Origin of the sequence: Bacillus sp. LLTC93 (genome assembly GCF_002993125.1) — a bacterium.
Lineage (GTDB): Bacteria > Bacillota > Bacilli > Bacillales > Bacillaceae > Bacillus > Bacillus zhangzhouensis.
In genome coordinates this window covers 368,208-382,970 of the sequence record NZ_PVME01000002.1, presented here as the reverse complement: position 1 = coordinate 382,970, position 14,763 = coordinate 368,208, and the positions used below count along the sequence as shown (strand labels likewise).

General features: G+C 43.9%; 14 protein-coding genes. 12 read left to right on the top strand and 2 right to left on the bottom strand.

Annotation, left to right across the window (positions count from 1 at the left end; translation table 11 throughout):
• The first annotated feature begins 20 nt into the window (after positions 1-20).
• The 10 genes from C6W18_RS07220 (at position 21) to C6W18_RS07175 (ending at position 10,756) form a co-directional block, all read left to right on the top strand.
• The gene (locus C6W18_RS07220) at positions 21-1,550 is read left to right on the top strand and encodes an MATE family efflux transporter (RefSeq protein ID WP_105926937.1); all 1,530 of its coding nucleotides are present in this window, start codon (positions 21-23) and stop codon (positions 1,548-1,550) included.
• 20 nt (positions 1,551-1,570) lie between these two features.
• Complete coding sequence (locus C6W18_RS07215) at positions 1,571-2,164, top strand: sugar transferase (RefSeq protein WP_078061608.1); 594 nt, start codon at positions 1,571-1,573, stop codon at positions 2,162-2,164.
• Entirely contained in the window at positions 2,127-2,816 is a 690-nt protein-coding gene (locus C6W18_RS07210) for an acetyltransferase (RefSeq protein WP_105926935.1), read from the top strand. Before C6W18_RS07215 ends, C6W18_RS07210 begins: the two co-directional genes overlap by 38 nt.
• A complete protein-coding gene (locus tag C6W18_RS07205) occupies positions 2,813-3,991 on the top strand; it encodes a DegT/DnrJ/EryC1/StrS family aminotransferase (protein WP_105926933.1) in 1,179 nt (392 codons plus the stop codon). The genes C6W18_RS07210 and C6W18_RS07205 overlap by 4 nt, the downstream gene beginning before the upstream one ends.
• A gap of 149 nt (positions 3,992-4,140) precedes the next feature.
• Positions 4,141-5,760 (top strand): nickel ABC transporter substrate-binding protein, encoded by a 1,620-nt coding sequence (gene nikA / locus C6W18_RS07200; RefSeq protein WP_105926931.1) that lies wholly within the window; start codon positions 4,141-4,143, stop codon positions 5,758-5,760.
• An 18-nt stretch (positions 5,761-5,778) separates the two neighbouring features.
• Positions 5,779-6,723, top strand: coding sequence for a nickel ABC transporter permease subunit NikB (gene nikB / locus C6W18_RS07195; protein ID WP_105926929.1), 945 nt, complete (start codon positions 5,779-5,781; stop codon positions 6,721-6,723).
• On the top strand, positions 6,720-7,553 hold the full coding sequence (nikC, locus tag C6W18_RS07190; RefSeq protein ID WP_034316689.1) for a nickel ABC transporter permease subunit NikC: 834 nt from the start codon (positions 6,720-6,722) through the stop codon (positions 7,551-7,553). Before nikB ends, nikC begins: the two co-directional genes overlap by 4 nt.
• A 4-nt stretch (positions 7,554-7,557) precedes the next feature.
• Positions 7,558-8,373, top strand: coding sequence for an ABC transporter ATP-binding protein (locus C6W18_RS07185; RefSeq protein WP_189318071.1), 816 nt, complete (start codon positions 7,558-7,560; stop codon positions 8,371-8,373).
• Positions 8,374-8,386: 13 nt separating this feature from the next.
• A complete protein-coding gene (gene nikE, locus C6W18_RS07180; RefSeq protein WP_105926926.1) occupies positions 8,387-9,208 on the top strand; it encodes a nickel import ATP-binding protein NikE in 822 nt (273 codons plus the stop codon).
• Positions 9,209-9,430: 222 nt separating this feature from the next.
• A complete protein-coding gene (locus C6W18_RS07175; protein WP_105926924.1) occupies positions 9,431-10,756 on the top strand; it encodes an MATE family efflux transporter in 1,326 nt (441 codons plus the stop codon).
• Positions 10,757-10,780: 24 nt separating this feature from the next.
• On the opposite strand, the gene yvfG is transcribed toward C6W18_RS07175, so the two are convergent.
• Positions 10,781-10,996 (bottom strand): protein YvfG, encoded by a 216-nt coding sequence (yvfG, locus tag C6W18_RS07170; RefSeq protein WP_034316698.1) that lies wholly within the window; start codon positions 10,994-10,996, stop codon positions 10,781-10,783.
• A 70-nt stretch (positions 10,997-11,066) separates the two neighbouring features.
• On the opposite strand from yvfG, the gene rpoN reads away from it, so the two are divergent.
• A complete protein-coding gene (gene rpoN, locus C6W18_RS07165; protein ID WP_034316700.1) occupies positions 11,067-12,365 on the top strand; it encodes an RNA polymerase factor sigma-54 in 1,299 nt (432 codons plus the stop codon).
• A gap of 171 nt (positions 12,366-12,536) precedes the next feature.
• Positions 12,537-13,274 (top strand): FadR/GntR family transcriptional regulator, encoded by a 738-nt coding sequence (locus tag C6W18_RS07160; RefSeq protein WP_105926922.1) that lies wholly within the window; start codon positions 12,537-12,539, stop codon positions 13,272-13,274.
• A 27-nt stretch (positions 13,275-13,301) separates the two neighbouring features.
• Here the strand turns inward: C6W18_RS07160 and C6W18_RS07155 are convergent, their stop codons facing one another.
• The gene (locus tag C6W18_RS07155) at positions 13,302-14,744 is read right to left on the bottom strand and encodes a sigma-54 interaction domain-containing protein (RefSeq protein ID WP_105926920.1); all 1,443 of its coding nucleotides are present in this window, start codon (positions 14,742-14,744) and stop codon (positions 13,302-13,304) included.
• Positions 14,745-14,763 lie beyond the last annotated feature (19 nt).

The following is a 14,763-nucleotide window of genomic DNA, read 5'->3' as shown; positions in this document are numbered from 1 at the left end:
AGACGCTGCGTGAAAACACAATGAATCGTGCGTTTCTTTATAATGTCAGTGCGAACTTAATGACGTTTGTCTTGATGATGCTCATGTCTGTTTGTTTAACGCCTTACATTGTTCATACGCTTGGTGTAGAAGCATTTGGCTTAATTCATCTTACGCAAAATATGATCAACTATTTATCAGTCATTACGGCTTCATTAAGTGCTGTTGTTGTGCGTTTTTTTTCTGTGGCGGCTCATAAGGGAGAAATGGAAAAGGCGCAGCGCTATCTCGCTTCCTATTTCGTGAGTTCGATTTTTTTATCAATCAGTCTCTTTTTGCTTTGCATTGTATTGTCTCAGCAGATGGTTGATTGGCTACATGTGCCTGTTCATCTCGTCAAAGACACACAGATCGCCTTTATTTTAGGGGGTCTTTTATTTATGCTCAATTTCGTCATGTCCGGCATTGGGGCTGCGCCGTTTTATGCGAACAAGTTATATGTATCTAGTGCTGGTCAGGCCATTCAGATGTTTTGCAGGGCGCTTGTCATTGTCCTGTTGTTTACATTGACAACACCAACCATTTGGCATATACCGCTTGCGGCCGTCATTGGGAGCTTAGCAGCTATGGGGGTCGGCATCTATTATTTTAAGAAACTCATTCCTTGGTTTTCGTTTAAGTGGCAGCATGTCTCTTTCTCTTCTAGTCTCACTCTTGTTCGATCAGGGGTATGGCATTCATTTGAGCAGATGGGGATTTTGTTGTTTTTACAAATTGATTTATTGATGACCAACTTGCTGATGGGTGCAGAAGCGACTGGCCAGTATGCCGCCATTTTACAATTCCCATTATTATTGCGCACGCTTGCAGGTACACTTGCGGTTGTGTTTGCGCCAACGATTACGAAATTCTATTCGAATCAGGACAAGCAGGGACTCGTTCAATATGCCGCCAGCGCTATTAAGTGGAGTGGTTTATTTGTTGCGTTTCCAGCCGCACTCCTAGGAGGTCTCGCCGGTCCACTTATGCTTCTATGGCTTGGACCAGCCTTTGAGGAGCTGAAATGGCTTCTTATGATTCATGCTGCTTATTTATGTTTGACGTTGATGTTTTTACCACTGACATATGTGCCGACTGCCTTTAATCGATTGAAAGTACCAGCAGTTGCCACGCTGATATTAGGCGCTTCTAATGTGCTTTTAGCCTATGGATTGACCCATATGCTTCAGCTTGGTTTATATGGCATTGCATCAGCAGGTGCCATTGTTTTATTGATCAAAAATATCGTGTTTCTCCCATTTTATACGTCCAAGATTACGAAACAGAAACGCACAATCTTTTACAAACATACATTGGTTCCGCTAGTGGGAGCTCTATTGATTTGGGGCGTCTGCGCAGGAATTCAGTTTGTATATGACGTGACCTCATGGTGGGAGCTATTTTGTATTGGTGGACTTTGTTTCATTGTCTACATGGGCTACTTGTATCAATTTGCAGGAACAAAACAAGAGCGGATGCAGCTGGTGCGTAAGGTAAAACAAGCTGCCGCTGAACGAGCGGTCTCCCGCTAGTGTGAAAAGGAGATGCAATGATGAAAAGAATGATAGATGTGATCGTGGCATTGATTCTGCTTATCGCAGGCAGCCTTCTTTTTCTTCTCGTCTATGGACTCATTAGATGGAAAATTGGTGCGCCTGTGGTGTTTCGACAGGAACGACCCGGTCTATATGGCCAGCCTTTTATGCTATATAAATTTCGGACAATGACCGATGAACGCGACGAACAGGGCGTGCTGCTACCAGATCATCTTCGATTAACAAAAACCGGCGCTTTGATTCGCAAGCTCAGTCTCGATGAATTGCCGCAGCTAGTCAATGTGCTAAAAGGAGAGCTCAGTCTCGTTGGGCCAAGACCTCTTTTGATGGAGTATTTACCAATGTATACAGAGCAGCAAGCAAGGCGTCATCTTGTGAAGCCTGGCATCACTGGGTGGGCACAGGTGAACGGAAGAAACACGCTTTCCTGGGAGGAGAAATTCACTTATGACCTCTGGTATGTCGAGCATCAATCGCTTTGGCTTGATATGAAAATTTTATGGATGACCTTGCTGAAGGTCATCAAAACAGAGGGGGTGCAGCAGCCGCATCATGCCACAGCTGAAAAATTCAAAGGAACCGATATGTAATCAACAAACCATTGGTGTTATTGGGGCTGGCGGGCATAGCAAAGTCATTCAGGACTTGGTTTTTGCGCATCCTGATTACTCATTGTGTGCCGTATTAGATGATCAATTTGAAGAGACAGTCTCTCAGAGCGGCATTCTGTATGGACCGATCTCCATGAGTCAGCAGCTGAGAGAGAAAATGCCTCATACGAAATGGCTAATTGCCATTGGACAAAATGAGATCAGACAGATGGTAAAGGAACGTTTGCCGTTTGAAAACATGGCGTTTGCCACACTCATTCATCCAGAGGCTGTTATTAGTCCAACAGCTGTGATCGGTAGGGGAACTGTGGTGATGGCAAGGGCTGTTGTGCAAGCAGATGCAGTCGTCGGTGAACATGCGATTATCAACACAGGGTCTATCGTAGAGCACGATTGCTTACTCGAATCGTTTGTACACCTCTCACCAGGAGCAGTCCTTACAGGCTGTGTTTCCGCGCGCGAGGGTGCCCATATTGGAGCAGGTGCCGTTGTGACACCCGGAACATCTATTGGAAGCTGGACAGTCATTGGCGCAGGAGCGGCCGTGACCAGAGATATACAGGATCAGAAGGTTGCTGTAGGAGTTCCTGCAATTGAGATCAAAGATCGGAGAGAAGGTGGGAAATCATGAAAGAAAGAAAACGAATCTACTTATCTCCTCCTCATATGAGCGGAAAGGAGTATATGAAAATAGAGGAAGCCTTTAATAGCAATTGGATTGCGCCGCTAGGACCACTTGTCAATGAATTTGAGCAAGTGGTCGCAGACTATGCAGGGGTGAAGAGAGGAGCGGCTTTATCTTCAGGAACAGCAGCGATTCACCTCGCCTTAAAGCTCATTGGCGTTCAAAAGGGGGATGTTGTTTTTTGCTCCACCCTCACATTTGTTGCAAGTGCAAACCCTATTTTATATGAACAAGCGACGCCCGTTTTTATTGATTCTGAAAGGGAGACATGGAATATGTGCCCGCTTGCTTTAGAGAAAGCCTTTGTCGAAGCAAAACGTCTTGGGGAAAAACCCCGCGCGGTCATTGTCGTTCATTTATACGGACAAAGCGCGAAAATGGACGACATCGTGGCGTTGTGTGAAGCGTATGATGTGCCGATCATTGAAGATGCGGCTGAATCGTTAGGCGCTCTGTATAAAGGTAGAAAAAGCGGCTCAATGGGCAGGTTTGGCGTCTATTCGTTTAATGGAAATAAAATCATTACAACTTCTGGAGGCGGAATGCTTGTGAGTGATGATGAAGATGCGATCGAACGCTGCCGCTTCCTCGCTTCACAGGCAAGAGAACGTGCCATGCACTACGAGCATCAAGAGATGGGATACAACTATCGCATGAGCAATCTGCTAGCAGGTGTAGGGATTGCCCAAATGGATGTATTGGACGAGCGAGTTGAACAAAAGCGCCACATTTTCCAGCGTTATCAGGACGCTTTATCCGAAGTAGAAGGTCTTCATTTTATGCCAGAATATCAAGGAACCAAGTCCAACCGCTGGCTAACGACATTGACCATTGATCATAATGCGCAGATTTCGCCAGTAGACATCATGGCTGCGTTAGAAAAAGAACAGATCGAAGCACGGCGTGTATGGAAGCCGCTTCACCAGCAGCCGCTCTTTCGCGATTATCCATTTTATACAGCCGCTAAAGGGACACCTGAATCTGAGTTATTATTTGAGACGGGTCTTTGTCTCCCATCTGGAACAAGCATGACAGATGCAGAACAGGATCGTATCATTGACACACTACATGACGTCCTGCGAGAAAAAACATTCACCTCTTCACAGGCTGCTCGTTCATAAGCAGCCTGCCTCTCTTTTTATCAAATTCCTCAACTTATGGAATATAAAGGAAAATATATTGTCATTTCGTTTCAAATATGATATTGACAACGGTGTACTTCCTCCTTAAAATGAAAATGATTATCAGCATCAATTAGGAGGAGCAACATATGACTATTTGGAAAAATATTCCGAAGATTAAAATAAATATCGTATTTACTTTCCTACTCATCTTTTTATTAGTAGGCTGCTCTCAAGCAAACAATGGAGCGGGTGGAAAGAAGGATCATCCTGACATGATCACAATGGCTTGGCCAAGAGATATTGGCGAAATGAATCCGCACATCTACAATCCATCACAATTGTTTGCACAATCGATGATTTATGAGCCATTGGTCAGCTATCAAAAGAATGGAAAATTGAAACCTGAATTAGCGAAGTCATGGGATGTTTCAAAGGATGGCAAGGTGTATACATTCCATTTAAGAGACGGAGTGACATTCTCCGATGGCTCTGATTTTAACGCGGGGATTGTCAAAAAGAACTTTGATACGATTTTAAAAAACAAAGATTTACATAGCTGGTTAGGTGTCATTAAGAAAATCAAAAAAACAGAAGCTGTGGACAAAAATACGTTTAAACTCACATTAACAGCGCCTTATTATCCAACTGTTCAAGAATTAGCAGTCGTCCGTCCGGTTCGTTTCTTAGGCGAAGCAGGTTTTCCTAAAAACGGAGATACGTCAAAAGGAATTGAAAAACCAGTAGGCACAGGCCCTTGGGTATTAAAAACGTATAAAAAAGATGACTATGCGATTTTCGAACGAAATGATCATTATTGGGGAGAGAAACCAAAGGTCAAGGAAATCAAGGTGAAGGTCATCCCAGATGCTGAAACGAGAGTGATGGCATTTGAAAAAGGCGATGTGGATTTACTTTATGGAGAAGGAACCATTAGCCTTGATGCTTACAAACAACTAGAGGCAAGTGGCAAGTATGAAACGAACATGTCAGAGCCTGTTGCAACGAGACAGCTTGTGATGAATACAAAAGTGGATCAGCTTTCAGATGAGAAAGTGCGTCACGCCCTTCAGTATGCCTTCAATAAGAAATCAATGGTAGAAGGTGTAACCTCTGGCTTAGAAGATGAAGCAGATCACATTTTGCCGACAAACATGCCCTATACGTCTAATATTAAGGTGAAGTCTTTCCAATATGATGTGGACAAAGCTAAAGCATTGCTAGACGAAGCGGGCTGGACACTTCCAAAAGGGAAATCCGTTCGTGAAAAAGATGGAAAAGCTCTTGAATTTAGTATGATGTATGATTCAGCAGAATCGATTCAAAAAGCGATGGCCGAGACGCTGCAGGCAGAGTGGAAAGCCATTGGTGTTGGCGTCAAACTTGAAGGCGTAGAGCTTGCGACACAGGTTCAACGATTTAAAGCCAATAAATTTGATATGAACTTCTTTAGCAACTACGGAGCGCCGTATGATCCGCATACATTTATGAACGTCGTCTCATCAGATGGTTTTGGCTTCAAAGAAGCCATCTCAGCATATCCAAATAAGGAAAAGCTAATCAAAGAAATGAATGAAATTCCATCAACAACAAATGAAAACAAACGCAAAGCACTTTATTCGTCAGTCTTATCTTCTTTGCAGGATCAAGGGGCGATTGTGCCAATCTCTTATTTTAAAAAGACAGCCGTTTATCAAAAAGATGTGAAGGACTTTGAGTTCCCTGCGAATCGAGATGAACATCCTTTCACAGGCATCAAACTCAAGTAACAGAAGGAAGGTAAGGAAATGGGCCGCTATATCATCAAACGAATGCTCTCAATCATCCCTGTATTTCTATTAGCCACACTTTTCACAACTGGTATGATTCACCTTTCGCCAGTTGATCCGGCTGAGGCATATTTAGCAGCGGCTCATATCCAACCCAATGATGAAATATTAGCGCAAAAACGAAGTGAATTCGGCTTAGATGAACCGTTTTATATGCAGTATCTTCATACCATTGAAAAAGTCATTCGCCTTGATTTTGGCCGATCGTATATGTCGAATCAGCCTGTGCTTGATGAGGTCATCTATAGGTTACCGGCGACCATTCAATTGGCGTTCACCAGTCTGCTGCTCGCGATTTGTGTCAGCATTCCGCTAGGCTTTTTCAGCGGCATGAGAAAAAATGGCGTCGTTGATCATGTGAGCCGGCTCATTTCTTTCTTAGGAGCATCTATCCCGACATTTGTCTTGGGGTATTTGCTCATCTTCTTTTTTTCCGTGAAACTCGATCTCTTACCGGTTGAAGGTGTCGGGACATGGGAGCATCTCGTCCTGCCATCGATCACACTGGCAGTGCCTTTAATTGCGATGTATACGAGATTACTACGGTCAAGTGTGAGTGAGGCGCTTCAAGAGCCTTTCGTTCAATATGCGAGAATCAGAGGATTAAAGGAACAGTCGATCATGTTCAAGCATGTATTTAGAATCGCGATTTCGCCGATGCTGACAGGACTTGGTGTGAACCTTGGCAAATTGCTGACAGGAACCATTATTGTAGAGGCGGTTTTTTCATGGCCTGGGTTTGGGCGCTTTTTTATTGAAGCGATCTTTAACCGGGATTTGCCGGTCATTCAATTCTATGTGTTGATGGCAGCATGTATCTTTATCTTGAGCAGTTTGATTGTTGACTTGCTTCAGCTGATCATTGACCCTCGTATTTCTAGAAAGGAAGGCCGCCAGCAATGATGACAAAAGTACAACATTTCTTCTATCATCAAAAGATGATCTCGATCTGCGTTTTGCTGCTCGGTCTCCTGCTGATTGTGACAGTATGTGCACCATGGATTGCTCCACATGATCCGGCGGCTGTCAATCTTGCCATGAAGCTAAAGGGCTCTTCGTGGGAGTATCCTCTTGGAACGGATCAATTAGGAAGATGCAATTTATCTCGTATTCTATATGGTGCTCGTATTTCACTAGGCTGTGCGTTATTAATCTTTCTCTCTTCTTTATTGATTGGATTAATCGTTGGCTTGTTTGCTGGCTATAAAGGGGGCTGGATTGATCACGTCTTAATGAGAATCTGCGACGGGGTCATGGCTTTCCCGAACTTGGTGCTGATCCTTGGGCTAGTGGGTATTTTTGGCCCGGGGCTATCTCAAGTAGTGCTTGCCTTGATGCTTGTGCAATGGGTGTATTACGCCCGCGTCTTCCGAGGGATGGTGCTCAGTTTAAAAGAACAGAATTTTATTGCAGCTGCGAAGATCAGTGGAACTTCACACTGGAACATCATGAGAAAGCATATGATTCCAAATGTTCTGCCACCTTTAGCAGTGATTGGCACACTCGAAATGGGCTGGGCGATTATGGACATTTCTGCGATGTCTTTTCTCGGCTTGGGGGTTCAGCCTCCTATGCCTGAATGGGGAGCGATGATCCATGAAGGGAAGTCGTACATTCAAACAAATCCTCAGTTGATGCTTTACCCAGGTCTTGTGATCATGGCTGTGGTGGTTCTATTTAATTTACTAGGAGAAGCCCTTTCAGAAAAATATGGCATCAAACGTCGTGTTTAAAGGAATGAGCAATTTGGAAGAGTCCATTTTACAAATAGAGAACCTGCATGTGCATACGAAAACGTCTCAAGGGACAACCCCTCTCATTCAGGAAGTAGCGTTTGAAGTAGGGCGCGGTCAAATCGTTGGATTAATTGGCGAAAGCGGCTGCGGGAAAACGGTGACAAGTATGTCGATCTTAAATATGCTCGACCGGAAAACAACTGAAGTCACTGGCAGTATCACATTACAGGGGCGAGAATTGGTCGGTGTAAGTGAAAAGAATATGCAATCCATTCGGGGTAAAGAGATCTCGTATATTATGCAAAATCCAATGAACAGTTTTACGCCGGTATGGACGATCGGTCATCAGTTGATTGAAACCATTCGCCGGCATACAGCTGTCAGTAAAAGGCAGGCACGGGCGCAAGCGATCGATGCGTTAAAGCAAATGAATCTGCCTCAACCAGACCAACTGTTAAACAAATATCCCTTTGAATTAAGCGGCGGCATGCTGCAGCGTGTCATGATTGCCATGGCTGCCTGTATGCATCCGCCTCTCATCATCGCAGATGAACCAACAACCGCTTTAGATGTACACAATCAGAAGCTGGTGCTCCAGCATCTGAACCAAATTCGTCATGACTATGGAACGGCCATTTTGCTGATTACCCATGATCTTGGTGTCATTGCAGAAATGGCAGATCAGGTTGTGGTCATGAGACAAGGAGAAATGGTTGAAAAGGCAGAGGTTCTTGCGCTTTTTGAAAATCCAAAGCATGATTATACAAAGAAACTATTAGCAGCTCGTCCATCCATTCCAGCTGTATGCCCGATTTGAGGTGAGAAGGCCCTTGCATTTATTAGAAGTGAAAGCAGTCAGTCATGCATACACCAACCGATCGTTTCTTATGAGAAAAAAAGGAGCAGCTCCTGTCCTGAAAAGCGTCCATTTGACCATTGAAGAAGGTACTTGTCTTGGGTTACTAGGGCAAAGCGGCGCAGGGAAAAGTACACTTGGCAACATCATACTTGGACTAGAGAAGCCGAGTGCCGGTCAGGTTCTTTTTGAAGGTCAGGATGTATATCGTGCAGATCAACGAACACGTAAACACTTTCGCCGGCATGTGCAAGCGGTGTTTCAAGATTCATATTCGGCAGTGAATCCAAGGTGGACAGTCGAACAAATTTTATCTGAGCCGCTTGAAAACTATGAAACAATGACCCGTAATGAACGCAAGAAAGTGCTGATCCACTGGCTGGAAAGAGTAGGGCTCAGTGAAAAGGATTTGTCTAAGTATCCGCATCAATTCAGTGGCGGCCAGCTGCAAAGGATCAACATCGCAAGAGCATTATTGCTACAGCCGAAGCTTATTGTGCTCGATGAATCCGTCAGCAGCTTAGATATGGTCACACAGGCTGTCATTTTAGATTTATTAGTAGAATTAAAGAAAGAGCTAGGGCTGGCTTACTTATTTATTACACATGATATGACAGCAGCCTATCAATTGAGTGATCAATTGGCGATTCTTGATCAAGGAGAGCTTGTCGCCCAATTTCAATCAAAGGATGATTTCTTTTTATCAGAAAAGGAAGCTGTTGTGAAAATGAGAGATGCGATGCTCGCAGACCATCCTTTGTCACGAACGATTGGCAGACCGGTTCGTTCCATTTGATTCATTCAATCAACGCCTCTTTTAGGAGAGGTTCAGCGTGTAGACAAACCCTCGCATTCGGTGTCAGTCCTGCGCGCCGGTGCTCGTCCTTCCTAGACTTCAAAGGTTTTCAATCACGCTGAAAAGAAGACAAAGGGCTAAAATAAAGATCATTTTAGCCCTTTGTCAACGATCAACGCCTCTTTTAGGAGAGGCTATTTTTCATGAAAGGCAGGTGGCATCGTGAATCATCGAGCGTATTTAGCTTTGGCCATTCCTTTAACAATTTCAACGATGACCACTCCATTGCTCGGAGCTGTCGATACAGCAGTTGTCGGTCAGCTCGCCAATCCCGCTTATATTGGAGGCGTCGCAGTCGGCAGTCTCATTTTCAGTACATTATATTGGCTATTTGGTTTTTTGCGGGTGAGTACATCAGCCTTTGCCGCCCAGGCCAATGGAGCACAGAACGAGGAGCAGGGCGTTCTTGCTTTTCTAAGGCCTTTTTTGATCGCCATCATGGTCGGGCTTTGTTTTATTGCTCTCCAATGGCCCATTATTCAATCCGCTTTTCTAGTGATCTCTCCCGCTGCTGATGTCCGTCAATTTGCCGCAGACTATTTTTATATTCGCATTTGGGGTGCTCCTTTTACCTTGATGAATTATGTGATACTGGGCTGGCTGATGGGGATGGCAAAAATGAAAGAAGCCCTTTCTTTACAAATTTTGATCAATGTCATGAATATGGCTCTCGCATTTCTGCTTGTTCATGTGTTTTCCTTTGCAGTGAAAGGGGTTGCGGCTGCGACATTGATTTCTGAATTAACCGCTTTTGTGCTAGGGGCATGGATCATCATGAAGCATTCGTCAAACGGGTTCAGGATGCCTTCTGTTAAGAAGATCATGGACACTCAGGCAGTGCAGAAAATGTTTCATGTCAATAAAGATTTGTTTATTCGGACGATCTGTCTGCTTGTGGTCATTAACATGTTCACTGCAAAAGGTGCTTCTTTTGGAACAGAGCTGCTTGCGGCTAACGCGATCTTATTTCAAATACACTACATCATGGCTTATTTGTTCGATGGTTTTGCCAATGCGTCCAGCATTCTTGTTGGCAGATCAGTTGGTGCAAATGACCGGACTCTTTATGAAAAAACATTGACCCTATCGAGGCAGTGGGCACTTGTCATGGCATGTGTTATTGCGGCGAGTTATTTTCTATTAAAAGAGCCGATTTTGAGCTTGTTTACGAATCTCCCTCAGCTGCTTGACGTCACATTGCGTTATGCAGATTGGCTTGTTCTTTATCCATTTGCTGCTTGTTTTGGACTGGTGATTTATGGTGTATTTACAGGTGCGACAGAAATTGCCCCTGTCAGAAATTCGATGCTTTTTGCGATGATTTTGTTTGTGGTTGTCCAAGCAGCGGTCACGCCGATTTGGCACAATCACGGACTATGGTTTGCCTTTATCATCTATACGATAGGACGGTCTGGCTTTTTGATGATGTACAAATCAAAGCTGGATCAGAAATTGTTCATACATGACAAACACCCTTTGCAATCGTGACAAAGGGTGCTCCTTTTCGTGCATTCATTTGTTTTCTTTTTTCACCTTTTGATAGGCTTCATCAAGATGCTGAATTCGCTTCAATACGACAGCATTTTTGGTGAGCTGGTCCTGAACAAGTGTAGAAACCACTGAGCGGTAGTATGCATTCATTGCATGAACCTTGTCTTCATTTTGATTCATGGCGATATGCTGTTTCAAGTTGTCGACAAAGTATGGAACGGAAAAAAGTTCAGACATGGAAATCACTCCTATTTCGTATATACGGTCCGTCAATCTTCATGTAAAATGATGAGAGGGAGGGGAGACAATGAGCCTTAAACTGCAACAAGAACAGGTATTAAAGCAGGTGCTCACACAAGAACTCAGGCAGGCCATTACACTGCTGCAATTGAATTGCGCAGAGCTGGGCGAGTATCTTGACCAGTTAGCGCTTGAGAACCCTCTGATTGAGCGGAAAGACACGGACAGCTATCAACCAGTTTATCATAAAAGATCACAAGATCGAATGACAGAGCCGTATCGTACGCATCAAAAAGAAAGCCTGCAAATGGTTTTGAAAAGACAGGCAATCGATTTCACCTTAAATGAAAAGCATCAAAGAATCTTTCACTTTATGATTGAGTCCATTGATTCAAATGGCTATTTAAATGAACCGGTTGATGCAATGGCCGCTGTTTTAGACGTTTCAGCGGAAGAAGTAGAAGCCGTTCTTCATCAGCTTCAATCATTAGAGCCTGCCGGTATTGGCGCAAGGTCATTGCAAGAGTGCATCCTGCTTCAGCTCAGAAGAAAAAGGGAGCGCTGGTATGAAGCTGAATTGATCATCGAAGAGCATTTTTTTCTTTTTGCAAGGAAGGCTTGGAAAGAGATTGCGGCGAAAACAGGCATTTCAATGAAAACACTTCAAGCGATACAAGATGAGGTCTCACTGCTTGAACCAAGACCTGGCCTTCATTTCTCATCCGAGGAACAGCATGTGTATATAGAGCCCGATGTGTATATCACTGTGATGCAGGATCACATCACATTTGAGCTGAATCAGCGTGCTTTTCCTGACGTAGAGATGAATGAAGGATATTTCGCTATGATTCAAGACCAAAAGCGGCATGAAGCATATGCGTATTTAAAGGAAAAAGAGCAGCAGTACAATTGGCTTGTTCAAGCGTTGAAGCAGAGAAAACAAACGATGACCCATGTCGTTCGTGAGATTATCTTACATCAGACTGATTTTTTCCTTACAGGCAAACATAAAATGAAACCGCTTACGATGAAGCGGATAGCAGATATATTGCAAGTACATGAGTCGACAGTCAGCCGGACTGTAAAAGGGAAAATGGTGCAAACCCCTTATGGTTTAATGGAAATGAAGCAATTTTTCCAAGCAAAACTAGAAGGACATTCGCTAGAAGAGGCGTCCAGCTACACAGTCAAGACGCACATCGCAGAGCTGATCCAGACGGAAAATAAGAAAAAACCGTATTCGGATCAGCAAATCATGACTCAGCTTCAGCAAACCTTCGGCATCCGCGTCTCGCGCAGAACCATTGCCAAATATCGTGAACAAATGAATCTTCCGTCATCCACGCTGCGGAAACGCTATGATTAAAAAGGAGCACATGCTAGAAAAATGGCATGTGCTTCTTTTTTGCTGAGAGGAAGGCAGCCCGAAGATTTCTTGAAAATTGAGGAGGGGAGACGTGTGATCGGAAATTTTGGGGTAAAGTATATATAGGGCATGAGCCGATAAGGATTGACAACAGTGATGAGGTGAGACCAATTGAAATATAAACAAATCAAACCAAAAAAAATATATGAAGAAATTGCGGATGCATTAGTTGAATCCATTCGTACAGGTGAGCTTCTTCCTGGGGAGAAATTAGATTCGGTTCAAGCGCTCTCTGAAAACTTTCAAGTCAGCCGTTCTGCTGTGAGAGAGGCGCTATCCGCTCTGAAAGCGATCGGATTAATAGAAATGAAGCAAGGGGAAGGCACCTATGTGAAGCAGTTCGATCCTGATCAACTCACATTTAGTTTATCTCCCGCATTTTTGATGAAGCAGCATGATGTAGTGCAGCTCCTTGAAGTAAGGTCAATCATTGAAACGGGTGTTGTCAAAAAGGCGGCGCTGCTTCGAACAGACGATGACCTCCATCACCTGCGTGATGCTCTCGAACAAATGAAGCTGGCAGAAGCGCATGAAGAAATTGGTGAAGAGGCAGATCTCACATTCCATCTAGCCTTAGCCAAAGCCTCGCAGAATGATTTACTAAAGGCATTAATGAATCAGGTCTCAGCATTGTTAGTAGAAACGATGCGTGAAACAAGAAAAGTGGTGCTGTTTTCAAGGAAAGCCTCGATTCGGCAGCTTTACAACGAACATGAACAAATTTATCAAGCTGTCGTTGCCAAGCGGCCAGAGGAAGCGGAGAGAGCGATGCTCACACATTTGAAAAATGTAGAAAGACTGCTGAGTGATGTACTGCAAAAAACGGTAGGACAGTCAGATACAGAGTAAGCTGTGCCGAATGAGGGCACAGCTCTATTATTGACGAGAAATATGTAGCTTTTTCATTCGATATTGCAGACTTTGCCTGCTCATGCCCAAAATCTTTGCAGTCTGTGAAATATTGTCGTCCATTTTTTCTAAGTAATGGACGATGTATTGTTTTTCAAATTGCTCCATTTGGGTTTGAAAATCAGTCGTATGTTCTGGACTTGTGTAGACAAATGTGTCAGCTGCCGCTGTTTTCTGCAATGGATTCGCCTGCAATTGTGCAGCAGGACGACCTTCCCCATGCTTGAACCGGAAATGATAGGGAAGGTGATGCAAGCTTAAGTAAGCTTCATCCATCATCATATTCATCCCCGCCTCAATCACATGCTCCAGCTCTCTTACATTGCCTGGCCAATCATAGGCTTGAAAAAGGGCAAGCACCTCTTCGTCAGCCGCCTTCACATTCATTTGAAACAGCTCATTATATTTTTGAATAAAATGACTGACAAACGTAGGAATGTCTTCTTTTCGCTCAGAAAGTGGCGGGATAAATAAGGTGACGATGCCTAATCGATAAAATAAATCTTTTCGCATGCGTCCACCTGCGATCGCATCCACAGGGTCCTCATTCATATTAGCAATGACTCTTACATCAACGGCGATTTCTTTTGTGCTGCCTAACCTTCTCACACTTTTCTCCTGCAATACGCGCAGTAGTTTCGCTTGAAGAGCAGGATTTAAGGAATTGATCTCATCTAAAAGCAGTGTCCCTCCCTGTGCCTGTTCGAATAAACCGGGCTGATCCGTTGCACCTGTAAAAGCACCTTTTTGCGTACCGAAAAGCAGGCTTTCAATGAGGTTATCAGGCAGTGCCGCACAATTCTGGGTAATAAATGGTCCAGATGAACGGCTGCTGCCGTTATGAATGCTTTGAGCAAAGAGTTCTTTTCCTGTCCCTGTTTCACCAACTATGAGCACATAGGAAGAGGTGCGTGTAGCTCGCTTCGCATGCTCAATCACTTCTGAAAATACAGGGCTTTTTCCAATGATTGAATCAAATGTAAAGCGTGTGTTTCCTTTTTTCTTCATATTGTGGTGAATCAGCCGTTCCAGCTTGGTCACATCATTCGAAATTTCAACCGCTCCTTGAATGAGACCGTCTCGAACGAGCGGATATGTATGGTTAATCGTTGTGATTTCTTTTCCGTTGTAATTATGATACGTCTGTTTTGCATGAACGGTTTGTTTTCCGATACGCAGCGCTTGGACAAGTGTACTGTGCATCTCGTCTTGAAAGGCGAAGAAGTCGAGTACATTTTTATGGAGGACATCAGAGCGTTTCAAAGATTCAATTTCCATCATTTTTTTATTATAAACAACAGTATTGCCATTCTCGTCAATGGCGTGAACCCCGACATCAATTAAATCGAGCATTTGTTTATACAGATCAATCTCATTTTCCAGCTTTTCCGCATGATGATCTTTTTTCACTTGCGCCACCTCCAGACCT